The 16,567-nt window shown below is 75.8% G+C and carries 14 protein-coding genes; 3 read left to right on the top strand and 11 right to left on the bottom strand.

What is annotated here, in order from left to right; translation table 11 throughout:
- Nucleotides 1–83 precede the first annotated feature (83 nt).
- The 5 genes from PH190_RS06580 to PH190_RS06560 form a co-directional block, all read right to left on the bottom strand.
- Nucleotides 84–302: a dodecin gene (locus PH190_RS06580; protein WP_274203315.1), complete on the bottom strand. Its 219-nt coding sequence runs from the start codon at nt 300–302 to the stop codon at nt 84–86.
- 94 nt (nt 303–396) lie between these two features.
- A complete protein-coding gene (locus PH190_RS06575) occupies nt 397–795 on the bottom strand; it encodes a nuclear transport factor 2 family protein (protein WP_274230681.1) in 399 nt (132 codons plus the stop codon).
- Nucleotides 792–2,420, bottom strand: coding sequence for an AMP-binding protein (locus PH190_RS06570; RefSeq protein ID WP_274230680.1), 1,629 nt, complete (start codon nt 2,418–2,420; stop codon nt 792–794). Before PH190_RS06570 ends, PH190_RS06575 begins: the two co-directional genes overlap by 4 nt.
- Nucleotides 2,421–2,499: 79 nt before the next feature.
- Nucleotides 2,500–2,892, bottom strand: a complete 393-nt coding sequence (locus tag PH190_RS06565; protein ID WP_274230679.1) for a VOC family protein — start codon at nt 2,890–2,892, stop codon at nt 2,500–2,502.
- On the bottom strand, nt 2,889–3,185 hold the full coding sequence (locus PH190_RS06560; RefSeq protein WP_274230678.1) for an ArsR/SmtB family transcription factor: 297 nt from the start codon (nt 3,183–3,185) through the stop codon (nt 2,889–2,891). Before PH190_RS06560 ends, PH190_RS06565 begins: the two co-directional genes overlap by 4 nt.
- A gap of 137 nt (nt 3,186–3,322) precedes the next feature.
- On the opposite strand from PH190_RS06560, the gene PH190_RS06555 reads away from it, so the two are divergent.
- The gene (locus PH190_RS06555) at nt 3,323–6,157 is read left to right on the top strand and encodes an AAA family ATPase (protein ID WP_274230677.1); all 2,835 of its coding nucleotides are present in this window, start codon (nt 3,323–3,325) and stop codon (nt 6,155–6,157) included.
- Nucleotides 6,158–6,167: 10 nt separating this feature from the next.
- On the opposite strand, the gene PH190_RS06550 is transcribed toward PH190_RS06555, so the two are convergent.
- The 4 genes from PH190_RS06550 to PH190_RS06535 form a co-directional block, all read right to left on the bottom strand.
- The gene (locus PH190_RS06550; protein WP_274230676.1) at nt 6,168–6,599 is read right to left on the bottom strand and encodes a YybH family protein; all 432 of its coding nucleotides are present in this window, start codon (nt 6,597–6,599) and stop codon (nt 6,168–6,170) included.
- Between the two features lie 108 nt (nt 6,600–6,707).
- Nucleotides 6,708–7,838: a dimethylsulfone monooxygenase SfnG gene (gene sfnG, locus PH190_RS06545; RefSeq protein ID WP_274230675.1), complete on the bottom strand. Its 1,131-nt coding sequence runs from the start codon at nt 7,836–7,838 to the stop codon at nt 6,708–6,710.
- A gap of 244 nt (nt 7,839–8,082) precedes the next feature.
- Nucleotides 8,083–9,144: a nitrilase-related carbon-nitrogen hydrolase gene (locus PH190_RS06540; protein WP_274230674.1), complete on the bottom strand. Its 1,062-nt coding sequence runs from the start codon at nt 9,142–9,144 to the stop codon at nt 8,083–8,085.
- A gap of 13 nt (nt 9,145–9,157) precedes the next feature.
- On the bottom strand, nt 9,158–10,603 hold the full coding sequence (locus tag PH190_RS06535; RefSeq protein WP_274230851.1) for an NCS2 family permease: 1,446 nt from the start codon (nt 10,601–10,603) through the stop codon (nt 9,158–9,160).
- A 78-nt stretch (nt 10,604–10,681) separates the two neighbouring features.
- Between PH190_RS06535 and PH190_RS06530 the strand changes: the two genes are divergently transcribed.
- Complete coding sequence (locus tag PH190_RS06530; protein ID WP_274230673.1) at nt 10,682–10,948, top strand: DUF2530 domain-containing protein; 267 nt, start codon at nt 10,682–10,684, stop codon at nt 10,946–10,948.
- A 19-nt stretch (nt 10,949–10,967) separates the two neighbouring features.
- On the opposite strand, the gene PH190_RS06525 is transcribed toward PH190_RS06530, so the two are convergent.
- Both PH190_RS06525 and PH190_RS06520 read right to left on the bottom strand, forming a co-directional pair.
- The gene (locus PH190_RS06525; protein ID WP_274230672.1) at nt 10,968–14,048 is read right to left on the bottom strand and encodes a sacsin N-terminal ATP-binding-like domain-containing protein; all 3,081 of its coding nucleotides are present in this window, start codon (nt 14,046–14,048) and stop codon (nt 10,968–10,970) included.
- Nucleotides 14,049–14,077: 29 nt separating this feature from the next.
- Nucleotides 14,078–14,920 (bottom strand): DUF3027 domain-containing protein, encoded by an 843-nt coding sequence (locus tag PH190_RS06520; RefSeq protein WP_274230671.1) that lies wholly within the window; start codon nt 14,918–14,920, stop codon nt 14,078–14,080.
- Nucleotides 14,921–15,040: 120 nt separating this feature from the next.
- Between PH190_RS06520 and PH190_RS06515 the strand changes: the two genes are divergently transcribed.
- A complete protein-coding gene (locus tag PH190_RS06515; protein ID WP_274230670.1) occupies nt 15,041–16,564 on the top strand; it encodes an MFS transporter in 1,524 nt (507 codons plus the stop codon).
- The last annotated feature ends 3 nt before the right edge of the window (nt 16,565–16,567 follow it).

The following is a 16,567-nucleotide window of genomic DNA, read 5'->3' as shown; positions in this document are numbered from 1 at the left end:
CCTGGCACCGGGTCGTGTCAGCGAAGTGGCGTCGCGGACGTCCAGTGTCCGTGACGCCACTTCGCCGACGTCACCACGCGGGCTCAGGACTTGGTGTCCTCGAGGGCGAAGCCGATCTTCAGCGTGACCTGGAAGTGGCCGACCTCGCCGTCCTGCACGTGGCCGCGGATCTCGGTGACCTCGAACCACTCGACCTGGCGCAGGGTGGTCGACGCGCGGCGGATCGCCCCGCGGATCGCCTCGTCGACGCTCTCGGCCGAGCTGCCGACGATCTCCGTCTTGCTGTAGGTGTTGTCCGCCACGCAGGGCTCCTTCGCGCTGGTCGGGGTGTCCGTCCTTCCGCCCGGAGCGGTACCCGTTCTCCGACGCGGCTCCACGTGACGCGCGCCCGACACCTCACCGGTCGCGCGCCTCCCGGTAGGGCGCCCGCCAGTCCGGGGCCTCCCAGGGCGGCCCGCCGTAGATCGTCTCCCGGACCACGAGGCCGTCGCGGAACTCGAGGATGCTGACGCCGAAGTGCGGGTCCGCCCCGTCGTAGCGCACCTCGGCCTCGGCCACCCACAGGTCGCCCTGCCCGACGATCCGGCGCAGCCGGAACGTCACCTCCGCCGGGTACCGCCGCCGCCACGCGAGGAAGGTCTCCCGGCCGCGGAACCGCTCCCCGGACTGCGGGAACTCCAGCACGGCGTCCTTGGCGAAGATCTCGTGGGCGAGGTCCGGGTTCGTCCCGGAGGCCTCCAGGTAGCGCAGGATCCGCGCCCGGGTCCGGTCGCCGTCCGTGGTCGTCGCGGTCACGGCGCGGCGACCGGCCGGTACGGCGCGGCGGGGGCGAGCGCGCCCGCCCGGTCCTGCGCCACGAGCAGCCGGCGCAGGATCTTCCCCGACGGCGAGACGGGGATCGCGTCGACGAACACCACGTCCGCGATCCTCTTGTGCGGCGCGACGCGCTCGGCCACGTACGCGACGATCTCCTCGGCCCCGACCGGCCCGGACGTCACCACCACCGCCTTGGGCCGCTCGCCGGCGCGCTCGTCGGGCACCGGGATGACCGCGGCGTCGGCGATCGCCGGGTGGGTGCGCAGGACCGCCTCCAGCTCGGCCGGGGCGACCTGCAGGCCCTTGACCTTGACCAGCTCCTTGAGCCGGTCCTCGACGAACACGTTGCCGTCGGCGTCGCAGCGCGCGAGGTCGCCGGTGTGCAGCCACCCGTCGGGGTCGATCGTGGCCGCGGTCGCCGACGCGTTGCCCAGGTAGCCCTCCATCAGCTGAGGTCCGCGCACCCACAGCTCGCCGCTGCCCTCGGTACCGACGTCGTCGCCGGTCACCGGGTCGACGATCCGCGCCTCGACGCCCGGCAGCAGCACCCCGACCGACCCGGGCACGATCGGCGTGGTGGCGTCGAAGAGCGTGATCGCGGCGACGGCCTCGGTCATGCCGTAGCCCTGCCCGACGGGGCACCCGACACGCCGCGCGCACTCCTGCTGCAGGTCCGCGGACAGCGGCGCCGCCCCGGACCCGAGCAGCCGCAGCGAGGACAGGTCGTAGCGGTCGACCGCGGGGTGGCGGGCCATCGCGAGCGCGATCGGCGGGACGACGACGGCGACCGTGACCTGGTGGCGCTCGATGACGCCGAGGTAGGCCTCGAGGTCGAAGCGCGGGAGGGTGACGACGGTGCCGCCCGCGCGCAGCGTCACCCCGGCGACGACGTTGAGCCCGACCGCGTGGAAGAACGGCGCGACGGCGACCGACCGGTCCTCGCTGGTCAGGCGCATCACCGACTGCATCTGCTCGACGTTGGTGACCATCGCCCGGTGGGTGAGCATGACGCCCTTCGCGAGCCCCGTCGTGCCCGAGGAGTAGGGCAGCAGGGCGAGGTCGCGGGCCGGATCCACGAGCCCGGCCGGCACCTCGCCGTCTGCGTCGTCCCCGCCCGCCGCCAGCACCGCCCCGAACGACGTCGCACCCTCGGCCTCCCCCAACACGACCACCTCGGGGTCGGTGCCCGCGGCCGCGATCGCCGCGCGCACCAGCGGCAGGAACGGCGGGATCGTCACGACGACCGGGGCGCCGTGGTCGCGCAGCTGCGGGGCGATCTCGTCGGCGGTGTAGAGCGGGTTGATCCCCGACACCACGCCCCCGGCGGCCATCGCGCCGAAGCAGGCGACGAGCCACTCCGGCCCGTTGGGCGCCACGATCGCCAGCACGTCCCCCGGCCGCAACCCCCGCGCCCGCAGCCCCGCCGCGCACCGGCGCACGTCGCGGCGCAGCTCGCCGTAGGTCACCGCTCGCCCGGACGGGCCGTCGACCACCGCGGTCGCGTCCGGGTGCTCGTCGGCGTGGGCGAGCAGGAACTCCGGCACCGTCACGTCGGGGACGCGGGGGGCGGGCCACCGGCTGCGGACGACGTGGTCACGGGACATGGGAGCCTCCGGGCGCTCGGGATGCGGACCAGGAGACGCCCGTGCCGGCCCCGGAGGCGTCGGGGAGCGACCCCGAGACTCAGGCCGGCTTCATCGCCAGGATCTGGACGAGGTTGCCGCAGGTGTCGTCGAGGACCGCGACGACGGCGGTGCCGATGTCGGTCGGCGGCTGGGTGAACACGACGCCGCGCGCGGTCAGCCGCTCGTACTCGGCCGCGACGTCGTCGACGGCGAACTGGACGAGCGGGATGCCGTCCTCGACCAGGGCGTCGCGGTAGGGCTTGACCGCCGGGTGGCCGGCGGGCTCGAGGAGGAGCTCGGGGCCGTCGGGGTCCTCCGGCGCGACGACGGTGAGCCAGGTGGCGTCGCCGAGGGGGATGTCGTGGCGCTTGGTGAAGCCGAGGACGTCGGTGTAGAAGGCGAGCGCGGCGCGCTGGTCGTCGACGAAGATGCTGGTCAGTCGGATCCTCACGGGGTCTCCTCCCGGGTCGTGGGCCACCGCTGGGCGATCACCGCGAGCGGCCGGCCGTCGAAGTAGTGGAACTTGGAGCGGCCGCGTCGCTCGGTGACGACGAGGCCCGCGTCCTCGAGCACCGCCAGGTGCTGGGAGATCGCCTGGCGGGACGAGGAGAGCCCGTGCCGGGTCACCAGCATGCTGCAGAGTTCGAAGAGCGTCTGGCCGTCCCGGGCGACGAGCTCGTCGAGGACGAGACGCCGGGTCTCGTCGTCGAGGGCGTGGAACACGTCCGCCACGCGGACCAGCATAGGCAAGTCACTGCTTGCCCTTCAAGGGCAAGCGGCGACTTGCCTGTCGCGAAGTTGGTCACTTTGCGTGATAGTCGTCGCCGACCTCGCCGCCTACGGTCGGCCGTCAGGGGGACGGGAGAGCACGAGGTGTCGCCGTGACGCTGACGCCACCGGCCGCGCGGGGCACGGCCATCCTCGAGCGCGACCACGAGCTGGCGGCGCTCGCCGCGGTCGTGCGCGCCGCCGGGGAGGGCCGCGGGGCGCTGGCGTGGATCGAGGGCCCCCCGGGCATCGGCAAGACCCGGCTGGTGGACGCGGCGCGGACGGTCGCCCTCGGGAAGACCGGCCAGGCCGGGCAGGCCGGGCAGGCCGGGCAGGCCGGGCAGGCATGCCACGCCGTGCTCGCGGCCCGGGGCGGGCGCCTCGAGCGCGACTTCGCCTTCGGCGTCGTGCGCGGCCTGTTCGAGCCGCTGCTCACCGACCCGGCGCGGCGCGACGGCCTCCTCGCCGGCGCGGCCCGCCTCGCCGCGCCCGTCGTCACCCCGGCGCCGGGCGACGACGCGACCCGCGACGCGGCCAGCACGCTGCACGGGATCTACTGGCTCGTCGCCAACCTCGCCGAGCGGGGACCGGTGCTGCTCGCCGTCGACGACGCGCACCTCGCCGACGCCGCCTCGCTGCGGGCGCTCGCCTACCTGGCGCGGCGGGTCGGCGAGCTGCCCGTCGCCCTCGTCCTGGCCGTCCAGACGCCCGTCGACCACGTCGAGCCCGCGGTGCTCGACGCGCTGCGCGAGGCCGAGGTGACGACGGTGCTGCGTCCCGGGCCGCTCAGCCGGGACGCGGTCGCGACGCTGGTGGCCGGCGCCCTCCCGCACGCGGCCCCGGCCGTCGCCGACGCCTGCCACGAGGCCACCGGCGGCAACCCGCTGCTGGTCCGCGCGCTGCTCGTGGCGGGCGCCGAGACGGGCACCGACCTCGCGGAACCCGGCGCGGTCGCGCGGCTCGCCCCCGGGGTGGTCGCGACGTTCGTCGACCGCCGGCTGCGGGAGGCGGGCGAGGACGCCGTCGCGGTCGCCGGCGCGGTCGCCGTGCTGGGGGCCGCGGCCGAGCTGCGCCACGTGGCTGCGGTGTCCGGGCTCGACGCCGACGCGGTGGCCCGGGCCGCGGACACCCTGGCCGCCGCGCGCCTGCTGCGCCCCGGGCGGCCGCTCGCGTTCGGGCACTCGCTGATCGAGCAGGCCGTTGCCGACCGGCTCGACCCCGCCACCCGCCACCGCGCCCACCGCCGGGCGGCCGCCGCGCTGGACGCCGAGGGGGCCGGCGCGGAACGCGTGGCGGCGCACCTCCTGCGCACCGAGGCGCTCGGCGACCCGACCGTCGTCGCGTGGCTGCGCGCGGCCGGGCGGGTGGCGCTGGGCAAGGGCGCTCCGGAGACCGCGCGGACCTACCTGCGGCGCGCCGTCGCCGAGCCGCCACCACCCGCGGAGCGCCCCGCGGTGCTGCACGAGCTGGGCGCGGCGACCGCCCACGTGTCCTTCGGCGAGGGCGTGGCGCTGCTCGAGGAGGCGTTCGCGACCGCCGTGGACCCCCACCGGCGCGGGCTGATCGCCCTGGAGCTCGCCCGCGCGCTGTCGGTGACGCTCGCGTTCGGGCGCGCACTGGAGGTCCTCGACGAGGCCGCGGCGGCGCTGACCGGCGAGGACCACGGCGAGCTCGCCACGGAGATCGCCGCGGCGACCGTGGGCCTCGCCCGCCGCGACCCCGCCCGCCGGGCGGCCGCCGCCGAGCTGACGCGGACGCTGCGCCGCGACGGCCCGCTCCCGGCGCGCGGCGGGCCCGCCCTGCTGGCGTTCACCGCGCTCGACGCCCTGCAGACCGCCCGGGACTCGACGGCGGTGGACCTCGCCCGCGAGGCGCTCGACGCCACCCTGCGCGAGCCCGCCCCGGACCCGGGCGTCGTCCTGCCGGCGACGATGGTGCTGGTCGCGATCGACCACCTCGACCCGGTCCGGGCGTGCGCCGAGGCGATGCTCGCGGGCGCGCGGCGGCGGGGGTCGACCTACGACTTCGTCGCCGCGAGCGTGCTGCGCACCCAGACCCGCTACCTGCAGGGACGCCTCGTCGAGGCCGAGGCCGACGCGCGGCTCGCCGACGCCCTCGCCGTCGAGCACGGCCTGCACACCCGGCGCTACACGCTGGCCTGGCTGGTCGTGGTGCTCGTCGAGCGCGGGGCCGTGGACGAGGCCGCGGACACCCTCGCCGCCGCCGACGCCCCCACGGGGCTGGCGTACCTCCTCGCCGCGCGGGGCCGGTTGCGGCTCGCGCAGGGCCGGGCCGCCGAGGCGCGCGACGACTTCGCCGGCTGCGGGGAGCGGCTGCGGCTGCGCGGGATCGAGCACCCCGGCCTGCTGCCCTGGCGCACGGGGCTCGCGACCGCCCTCCACCGGCTCGGGGACGCCGAGGGCGCGGTGCGGGCGGCCGACGAGGCGGTCGCGGCCGGGCGCCGGTTCGCCGCGCCCCGGCCGCTGGGCGACGCGCTGCGGGTGCGCGGGCTGGTCGGCGGCACCCTCGCCCCGCTCCGCGAGGCCGTGACGCTGCTCGAGCCCACGCCCGCGCGCCTGGAGCTCGCCCGCGCGCGCGTCGACCTCGGGGCGGCGCTGCGCCGCGACAACCAGCGGGTCGCGGCGCGCGGCGAGCTCGCCGCCGGGCAGGACCTCGCGCGCCGGTGCGGCGCCGACCCGCTCGTCGAGCGCGCCGGCCAGGAGCTGCGCGCGGCCGGGGCGCGCCCGCGGCGGGTGGCCGTGACCGGCGCCGAGTCCCTGACCGCCGCCGAGCGGCGCGTCGCCGACCTCGCCGCCGACGGCCTGTCGAACCGCGAGGTGGCGCAGGCGCTGTTCGTCACCACGAAGACCGTCGAGACCCACCTCGGGCACGTGTACCGCAAGCTCGGCGTGACCGGACGTGACGAGATCGCAGCCCTGCTCGAGTAGCCCTGCTCGGCTAGCCCACGCGCTGGTCGCGCGGCGGGAAGTCGGCGTGGCGGTGGGTCAGGGACCAGGCCCCGTCGATGCGGCGGAACCCGTGGGTCACGCGTAGGACCATCGGGGCGAGCGGGCCGCCGTCGACCCGGACGACGCCGCGCTCGAAGCCCACGGTGCACGCGAGGTCGCCCGACACCGCGACGACGGCGAGCTCCTGCTCGACACTGCCCTCGCTGAACCGCGAGGCGACCCACCGGAAGGTCCGGGCGAGCGCCGGGAGGCCCTGCTCGATGGGCCCCCACGCGCCGTAGAGCGTCACGTCGTCACGGTCGGCCCACAGGGCGGTGTAGGGCTCGGGGTCGCCGGCGAACATCGCGTCGAGCGCGGTGCCGACGCGGTCGAGGAACGCGAGGAAGTCCGGTGGGGCGTCGACCGCCCGGGTGCTCGTCATGGTGACGGACCCTGCGCCGCCCCACCGGTCCGCGGCGTCGGGGCCCGACCCCGAGGATCCTCGTGCGTGATCTCCTGAGCCATGGCTCAGGAGATCACGCACGAGAGGTCAGGCCTGGGCCAGCGCCGGGGCGGGCTCGGCGTCGGGGAGCTCGGCCTCCTTCTCGCGGATGATCGGCAGCACCTTCTCGCCGAACTGCTCGATCTCCTCCTTCACGTGCAGGAAGCACAGGAGGTTGAGGTCGACGCCCAGCTTCTTGTACGCGATGACGCGGTCGGCGACCTGCTCGGCGGTGCCGATCAGCTGGGTCTTGAAGCCGTCGTTGTACTGCACGAGGTCCTCGAACGACGACTCCGCCCACATGCCCTTGCCGTCCGACGCCGAGGCGCCGGCCTGCTGCACGGCGTCACGGAAGCCGTGGACCTGCTCGACGTTGGCCTTGTCGACGATCTCGCGCAGGGTGTCCCGGGCCTCCTTCTCGGTGTCCCGGACGATCATGAAGCCGTTGAGCCCGAAGTTCACCGACCGGCCGTTCTCCGCCGCCGAGGCGTTGACGTCGGTCAGCTGCTCGACGACCCCGTCGAAGTCCTTGCCGTTCGAGAAGTACCAGTCCGACACCCGGCCGGCCATCTTCCGGGCGGCCGTCGAGTTGCCGCCCTGGAAGATCTCCGGGTGCGGGCGCTCGGGCGTGTTCAGCGGCTTGGGCTTCAGCGAGTAGTCGTGGAAGCGGTAGAAGTCGCCGCGGAAGGTGAAGTCGTCCTGCTCCCAGATGCCCTTGAGGCAGGCGATGAACTCCTCGGTGCGCCGGTAGCGCTCGTCGTGCTCGAGCCACGGCTCGCCGAAGGCGGTGAACTCGCCCTTGAACCAGCCGGAGACGACGTTGGTGGCGAAGCGGCCGCCGGTCAGGTGGTCGGCGGTGGCGCCGAAGTTGGCGAACACCCCCGGGTGCCACATGCCGGGGTGCACCGCGGCCATGACCTTGAGCCGCTCGGTGGCCATCATGATCGCGAGCGACAGCGACGTCGACTCGTGCTGGTACTCGGCCGAGTAGCTCGCCATGTACCGGACCTGGGACAGGGCGTACTCGAACCCGCTGTTCTCCGCGGCGATCGCGGTCTCGCGGTTGTAGTCCCAGTTCCAGTCGGTGCGCTGCTCGATGCCGCTGGTGACCAGGCCGCCCGAGACGTTGGGGACCCAGTACGCGAACTTCAGGGGCTTGGTGGGGGTACCGACGGACACGACGGTGTGCCTCCTCGCAGAGGGGTGTGTGGGCGCGCGGGAGCGCGGAGGGATCGGGCAGGCGGGACGGGGCTCAGCGACAGACGCGACAGAGCGCGGCCGCGAGCAGCCCGTGGTCGACGTGCCGGCGGCGCGTCAGCGGTGCCCGATCCATGGCCCGCGACGGTTCCGGTGCCGCCGGGCCCTGTCAACCGGAGCCCGGGCTCGGTCACACCCGGGACCGTTCAGGGATGCTCAGGGACGCTCAGGGGCGCCGCCACACGTCGCGCTCGTGGAGCAGCTCGACCTGCTTCTCGGTGACCTCGCGGCGGTACTCCGCGTGGTCGTAGGGCTTGCGGCCCAGGTACAGGTTCTTCGGGTAGATCGGCTCGGCGTAGATGGCCCGGTACTGCTCGGTCGTGAGGTCCTTGAGCCAGTTGCCGAACTGGGCGCGGGCGCGGAAGTCGCGCAGTGCCGGGATGTCGATCGTGCCGGCGAGGTAGGTGGAGTGGCCGGTGTACCCGACCTCGCCGACGATCTGCCCGCGGTAGTCGCAGATCATGCTCGGCGAGCCGAAGGTGTCGATCGGGACGTCGGAGTCGGTGTGCAGGTAGTAGGTGCCGACCTGGTTCGCCACCACGTACATGTTGTTGTCCAGGGCCCGCGCCCGGTTCTGGATCTCGTAGAAGCCGTTGCCGGCGTGCGGGTGCGGGTAGGGCCCGCGGTAGGCGACCTCGCAGCCGTTCATCGCGAGGCCGCGGGCGTTCTCCGGGTACGACGCCTCGTTCGCCATCATGATGCCGAGCCGACCGATCTCGGTGTCCGCGACGGGGTAGAACGCGTCGAGCCCGTCGCCGTAGAGCTCGACCCAGCGGTCCCAGACGTTGTGCGGAGTCACCGAGTGCTCCACCGGCTGCAGGGGCGTGACCTTGTAGTGGGTCAGCACGATCTCCTGCTGCGGCGAGATCGCGAACCCGACGTTGAAGAACCGGCCCGGGAACTCGGGGTGCCGGGCCTTCGCGGTGGCCATGACGTAGGCGTCGTAGGTCGCCGCGAGCCGCCCCAGCGCGTCGGTCTCGGGCCCGGGGACGTCGATCGCGCACTCGCGGGCGAACCACTCGTGGTCGTGGTCGAGGACCTCGTCGTTGAAGCCCTGCAGCGCGCCCTCGGGGATGGTGATGAGCCGGACGGGCAGGGCCATCGCCGAGAGCCACGAGGCGGCCTTGGCCAGGTGCTCGAGGTGCTCGATGTTGACCTTGATCTCGTCGCGGTGGCGGATGCCGCGCATGGTCGGGACGAGGCCGACCACCTGGTAGGGCTCGATCACGGGCCCGAGTACCTCACAGTCCGAACAGCACCCGCAACGGTGTGACGGCGAAGTACAGGACGAACGCGACGGCGACGACCCACATCAGCGGGTGGATCTCCCGGACGCGGCCGGTGGCGGTGCGCAGCAGCACCCAGCTGATGAAGCCGGCGCCGATGCCGTTGGCGATCGAGTAGGTGAACGGCATGACGACGATCGTCAGGAACACCGGCAGCGCCACCGAGAAGTCCGACCACTCGACGTCGCGGACCCCGCCGATCATCAGCGCACCGACGATGACGAGCGCCGGGGCGGCCGCCTCGACCGGCACGACCTCGTAGAGCGGCGTGAAGAACATGGCGACGAGGAAGAGCAGGCCGGTGACGACGTTCGCGAGGCCGGTGCGTGCGCCCTCGGCGATGCCCGACGCGGACTCGACGAACACGGTGTTCGAGCTCGACGACGCCACGCCACCGGCGATCGCGCCGGCGCCCTCGACGACCAGCGCGCGCCCCACGCGCGGCAGCTGGCCGTTCTGGTCGAGCAGGCCGGCCTGGCGACCGAGACCGGTCATGGTGCCCATGGCGTCGAAGAAGTTCGCGAGCACGAGCGTGAAGACGAGCAGCGTGACCGCGAGCGCGGGCAGCCGCGCGAACGCGCCGAACGAGACGTCGCCGACCAGCGAGAGGTCGGGCAGCGAGACGATCGAGTCCGGCAGCCCCGGGTAGCCGAGGTTCCAGCCCTTCGGGTCGGTGCCGTTCGACGGCCCGACCTGCACGATCGCCTCGACGACGATCGCGAGCACCGTCGTCACGAGGACGCCGACGAGGATGCCGGCGCGCACGCCGCGCGCGACCAGCACGCCGGTGAGCAGCAGGCCGAAGCAGAACACGGCCGTGGGCCACGACGCGATCGAGCCCTCGATGCCCAGGCCGACCGGGACCGTGGTGTTCGCGGCGTCGGGCAGGCGGCGCACGAAGCCGGCGTCGACGAAGCCGATGAACGCGATGAACGCCCCGATGCCGGCCGCGATCGCGATCTTGAGTGGGTCGGGGATGGCGTTGAACACCGCCGTGCGGAACCCGGTGAGGCCCAGGATCACGATGATGATGCCGTTGACGACCACGAGGCCCATCGCCTCGGGCCAGCTCACCTGCGGCGCGATCGTCACCGCGACCAGGGTGTTGATGCCCAGCCCCGTCGCCATGGCGAACGGGAAGTTCGCGACCAGGCCGAAGATGATCGTCATGACGCCCGCGACCAGGGCCGTCACGGCCGCGACCTGCGGCACGGTCAGCGTCGCCCCGAGGATGTCGCGCTTCGCCGACGGCGAGGCCGGGTCGATGCTCCCGAGGATCAGGGGGTTGAGGACCACGATGTAGGCCATCGTCACGAAGGTGACGACTCCGCCGCGGACCTCCTGGCCGACCGTGGTCCCCCGCTCGCTCAGGCGGAAGAAGCGCTGCAACACGGCGGGCAGGCTAGCCGTCTCACACACATCTCATGTAGATGATCTCCGTGGCGCAACACGATGTTTCCGCCGACGTAGGGTGAGCCCGTGGCCCGCCGCCTCGATCTGCACGCCGAACCGCCGCCGCTGCCGCAGCGGCTGACCGACCCTGTGCCGGCCGTCCTCACCGGCTCGGCGGTCTGGGCGGTCGTCGCCGTGGTGCTCGGTGTCCTGGCGGCGACCGGCGTCCGCCCCCTCGACGTGTGGTTCGCCGCGGCGCTGTGCGGGGTCGCGCTCGGCGGGATCGGGCTGCTGGTCCTCGCGCTGCAGCGCCGGGCCGTGCGCCGCGGCGTGAAGTGGGCCCAGAAGCTGTAGGTCACGCGGCGACGCGCGGCTATCCCTCCTGCGCTCGCGCCAGGGCGGCGACCAGTCCGCGGACCGGGTCGTCGGCGTGCACGACACCGTCGTCGTCGACCCACGCCGAGGGCGTGTACTCGACGGGCGCACCGCCCCGCTCGCCGTCGACCACCAGTACCCGCAGGCGCTCGTGCAGGACCAGCGCGCCGTCGGGCAGTGGCTGCCCGAGCGCGGCCGTCCAGGCCACCGCGGCGGGCAGCTCCTCCCACGGCACCGTGCGCCCGCCCTCGCGGACGGTGACGCGCACCCGCTCGGAGGCCGGGGCGAGGTCGAGGAGGTCGGCGAGGACCGCCGGGTCGCCGGAGCCGGGCAGCACGAGGACGGCGGGCGGCAGCACGCCGGCGAGCTGCGCGCGGTCGAGCACGGCGGGCGGGGTGTCGCGGGCGGGGTCGGCGTCGCGGACCAGGCCGTCGGCGGTGCGCACGCGGTCGGGCGGCTCGACGTCGGCGACGCTGACGCGCCCGGCGGCGACGGCCTCGGCGAGCGCGGCGTGCGCGGCGGCAGCGCGCGCCGGGGGCACGGTGCGCTCGGGGTCGGCGAGGCGGGCGAGCAGGTCCGTGGCGTCGTCGGCGCACGCCACGCGCGCCCGCGTCCGCACCCCGACCGCGGCGAGGAACGCCGGGTCGAGGCGCGCGGCGACGGCGTCGGGCACCGGGTCCCAGAGCCCGGCCACCGCGCTCGCACCGGGCAGCCGCCAGGCCGTCGGCGCGCGCCCGGCGAGGCGCCCGTGCCGGCCGAGCCACCAGGCGGTGTAGGGGCGGGGGCCGTCGTCGCCGGCCGCCCCCACGGGACGCGCGCCGCCGAGGGCCTCGCGCACCTCCCGGTCCCCCGCCAGCACCGTCCACGCCGCGTCCCACCGGTCGTCGGCGACGAGCTCGAGGTCGCGCACGGCGACCATCGGGCCCGGCGCCAGGCCGTCGGGACCGTCGAGGCGCTCGGCGGCCGGGTCGACCTCCTCGGCCCACCACGTCTCCTCGTCGTCGAGGTCGTGGTCGGGCCCCGCGGGGGCGTCGTCGCGCAGGACCGCGAAGCCGTCGAGCACGCCGACCGCGGTGAGCGCGTGGCGCGGGTGGGCCGCGGCGACGGCGGGGTCGAGCACCCCGAGCGGGCCGTCCGGGTCGACGAGCCCGCGCAGCGCGCCGTCGGGCAGGACGAGCTCGTCGGCGCGCCGGAACCCGCCGTCGGCGTCGCGCAGCGCCACCGCGCCGAGTCCCGCGTCGGCGTCACCCCCCGCGGCGACGAGGGACAGCACCAGGTCACCGAGGGCGTCGACCGCGTCGAGATCCCCGCCTGCCTCGGCGTCGTCGACGGACCGCTCGACGGCCTCGCGCAGCGCGGGGTCGGCGAGCAGCGCGGGGCCTTCGACCGGGCGCGCGCCGAGGGCGACCAGCAGCTCGCGGGCGGCCCGCCCGTCGGCGGAGTCGTCGTCGAGGCCCGGCGCGGCGACCCGCAGCCCGGGGACCGCGGCCGCGGCGAGCCGGGCGCCGAGGTCGGTGCCGCTGACGCCGCCGGTGTCGGTGCCGGTGTCGGTGTGCGCCAGCAGGACCCCGCGGGCCCCGCGCACGACCCGGCCGTCGGCCAGCGGCACCGGCAGGCCGGCGAGCTCCTCGCGGGCGCCGGGCGCCACCAGCGCGGGCAGCGCCGCCAGCCCCGCGAACAGGGCGCGCCACCACGCGAGGGGCCGGTCGAGCCCGGCGAGCGCGTCGACGAGCGCGGCCGGGCCGACCCGCGTGACCCCGGCCGCGGCGAGCGCGGGGGCGTGGCGGGGCGCGGCGAGCCGGGCGTCGACGAGGCCGGGCAGCACGTCGGCGAGCTGCTCGACCAGCGCGGCGAGGGCGTCGGGCGGGGCGGTCGGGTCGAGGTCGAGGACCTGCGCGGCGGCCGGGTCCACGTCGCCCGCGGCCGACGCGAGCCAGGCCGACGTCCGCAGCCCCTCGAGCACGGCGTCGCGCAGGGTCGCGTCGACCGCCGACGCGGGCAGCGCCGGCAGCGGCACCAGGGCGGGGCGCTCGTCGACGGGCCGGGCGCGCACGAGGTCGGGGTAGCGGGCGGCGGCGGCGCGCAGGACGTGCTCGGTGACCGGGCCGGGACGCACGTGCCGGCGATCGGGGTCGAGCGGGACGGTGGCGAGCAGGCGCGCCGGCAGCGTGGTGCGCTCGTCGGTGGGGGTCGGCGCGTGCAGCACGTCGGGACCGGCAGACACCCCGTCGGCCGGCACCGCCCACGTCGCGCGCCACCCCGTCCGTGCGCGGTCCTCGACGGCGAGCCCGGCGAGGAGGTCGGCGGGGACCGTGCCGGCGACGCGCAGCACGTGCCAGGCGCGGTCGCCGACCCGCACGACGTCCCCGTCCTCGGTGCGCGCCAGGACGCCGTCGGGCAGGTCCACGGCGTGCAGCGGGGGCAGGGCGAGCAGGAGGTCGGGCGCCTGGGCCGCGGCGGCGGCGAGGAGGTCCGCCGCGTCGAGGCCCGGGAGCAGCGGGAGGCGGACCTCGGTGTCGGTGCCCGCGGGCGGAGCCGGCTCGTCGGCGTCGGGGGGCCAGGCCAGCCGCAGCGCGGGCGCCGCGCCGTCGCGGCGGGCGAGCTCGTCGGCCAGCGCCGGCACCCCCGTCCCGGCGACCGCGCGGGCGGTGCGGGCGCGGTCGAAGGCGACGCCGGCGACGGTTCCGTCGGGGCGCCGGGTGACGACGCGCGGGGCGTCGCTGACCGCGGTCACCGCCGCGAACCCGACCCCGAACCGCCCCACCCCGCCCTCGCCGCGCTTCGCCGACGCGCGCAGGGACGCGAGCGCGGCGACGCCGTCGGCGTCCAGGGGCGCGCCGGCCCCGGCGACGTGCAGGACCCCGTCGACCACCCGGACCCGCAGCGTCGTCGTGATCCCCGCCCGCTCGGCGGCGTCGGCGGCGTTCTGGGCGAGCTCGACGAACCAGCGGTCGCGGTACCCGCCGCGGAGCAGGTCCTCCTCGGCGTTGGCGTCCTCGCGGAAGCGCGCCGGCGAGGCCGACCACGCGTCGAGGACGGCCTGCCGCAGCGCGGCGGTGCCGAAGGGATCGGGGGTCACGGCTCCCCTGTCCCCGCTCGGTCGCGTCCTCAGCCGCCCGAACCGGTGGTCTCGGGCTCCATCTCGACGCCGTCGTCGTAGACGAGGTCCGCGACCGCGATGATCGAGCCGCTGTCGACCTGCATCTCGGAGTGGCCGCCGCAGCCGTACTCGGCGTGCACCACGTGCCCGTCGGCGGGGACGTTGCCGTTGCCGCACACCCCGAAGGCCGCCCGCAGCGAGCCGGACACCGGCAGGTAGAAGCCGCACGTGCCGCAGTGCGCCGAGGCCGCGCGGGCCATGTCGGCACCGGGCCCGAAGTCGCCGTCCGACCAGCGCACGGCCGCGTCCAGACGTCCCTCGCGGCTCATCACCCGCGGGCGGCCCATGCCCAGCTCGTCGCCGACCTCGCGGACGCCCGGACCGGGCTCGACGGCCTCGCCCTCGTCGTCGTCCTCGGGGTCGAGGGCGGCGTGCGCGGGGACGAGGCGCTCGTCGCCGTCCTCGACGGGCAGCAGGTCGCCGGGGCCGAGGTCCTCGGCGCGCAGCCGCTCGCTCCACGGCACCCAGGTCGGCGCCACGACCGACTCCGGGCCGGGCAGCAGCACGACCTCGCTAACGTTGACGTCGAACTCCGGGCCCGCGACCGTGACCGCCCAGTACCAGCCGCGGTAGCCGGGCTTTGCGGCCGCGAAGTAGTGGGTCGCGGCGTCGGGCACGTCCTCGGCGCGGATCGCGACGGCCTCGCCGACCTGGCCGGCGTCGCCGTCGGCGGTCTCCACGGCGGCGGCGCGCGCGAGGTCGGCCGCTCCGCGGAGGTGGGCGGCGACGTCGGGCGGGCTGTCGGACCGGCTGTCGGACGGGACCGCGGGGTCGGCGAGCTCGGGGACCACGCCACGATTGTGCCCGCCACACCGCCGGACGGCGGAGCCGGGCGGGCACCGGCCACTCCCGGTCGGCGGCCGGTCACCGAGGGTGTCCCGATCGGGGTGGCCGTCGGTCATCATGGACCCGTGACCGGACCGTACGGCCCGCCGCCGCGCCGTCGGCCCGAGCGCCTGCCGCCGACGGCCCGATCGACGCGGCCCTTCCCCGACGGGGAGCCGGCCGAGCCCACCAGTGACCAGGACACCCGGCACTCCACCCGCTGGGACCCGCGCGCCGAGACCCGCCACGACGCCCGCGCCGAGGACGCCCGCCCGCACGACGAGGACGAACCGGGCCCTCGCAAGATCACCGTCACCCGCGTGGCCGCGTGGCGGGCCCGGCACCTGACCCGTCGGGGCGCGCGCGCCTTCCACCGCGCCGCGTCGGCCGACGGCGCCGACCGCTCCGGGCTCACGGCGCTGACCTACGCGTGGATGGCCAACTACGCCTCCGACGCGACGCTCGCCGTCGCGCTGGCCAACACCCTCTTCTTCTCCGCGGCGAGCGCCGAGAGCAAGGGCCGGGTGGCGCTCTACCTGCTCATCACCGTGGCACCGTTCGCGCTGGTCGCGCCGGTGATCGGGCCGGCGCTCGACCGGCTGCAGCAGGGTCGGCGCGCGGCGATGGCGGCCTCGACCGCGGGCCAGGGCGCGCTGGCGGTCGTGCTCGCCCTGTACATGGACACCTGGGCGCTCTACCCGGCGGCGCTGGGGATCATGGTGCTGTCCAAGTCGTTCGGCGTGCTCAAGGCCGCGGTGACCCCGCGCGTGCTCCCGCCGGGCATCACGCTGGTGACGACGAACTCCCGGCTCACCGTCTTCGGGCTGATCGCGTCCGGGGTCGCCGGGGCGGTCGCGGCCGGCGTCGCCTGGCTCGTCGGCTCCCCCGGTGCCGCGTGGCTCACGGCCGCCATCTGCCTCGCCGCGGTGTGGCTGTGCCTGCGCATCCCGGCGTGGGTCGAGGTCACCGAGGGCGAGGAGCCGACCCGCATCCTCCCGGTGCCCGACGCGTCCGGCGCGCCGCGGCGCAGCCCCCTGTCCCGCGACGTCGTCACCGCGCTGTGGGCCAACGGCACGATCCGCAGCCTCACCGGTTTCCTCATGCTGTTCGCCGCCTTCGTCGTCAAGAACGAGACCGAGGGCGCGCCCGGCGACCAGCTCGTGCTGCTGGGCATCGTCGGCGCCACGGCCGGGGCGGGCGGGTTCCTCGGCAACTTCGTCGGCGCCCGCCAGCGCTTCGGCCGGCCGCGCGTGCTCCTCGTCGTGTGCCTCGTGCTGGCGCTGGCGGCGGTGGTCGTCGCGGCGGTGGTCACCGGGCTGGCGAGCGCCGCGGTGTGCGCGCTCGTGGCCGCCACCACGAGCGCCCTGCTCAAGGTCTGCCTCGACGCCGTCGTCCAGCGCGACCTGCCCGAGGCCAACCGCGCCTCGGCCTTCGGGCGCTCCGAGACGATCCTGCAGCTCTCGTGGGTGTTCGGTGGCGCGCTGGGCGTGCTCCTGCCGCCGACGTGGTGGATCGGGTTCACGGTGATCGGCGTCGTCGTGGCGCTCGGTACCGTGCAGACCGTGCTGATCAGCCGTGGGTCGTCGATGATCCCGTGGAGACGGCGGTGAGGT

The organism is Actinomycetospora straminea (genome assembly GCF_028737255.1).
Taxonomy (GTDB): Bacteria; Actinomycetota; Actinomycetes; order Mycobacteriales; family Pseudonocardiaceae; genus Actinomycetospora; species Actinomycetospora straminea.
This window is presented reverse-complemented; position numbering and strand designations above follow the sequence as displayed.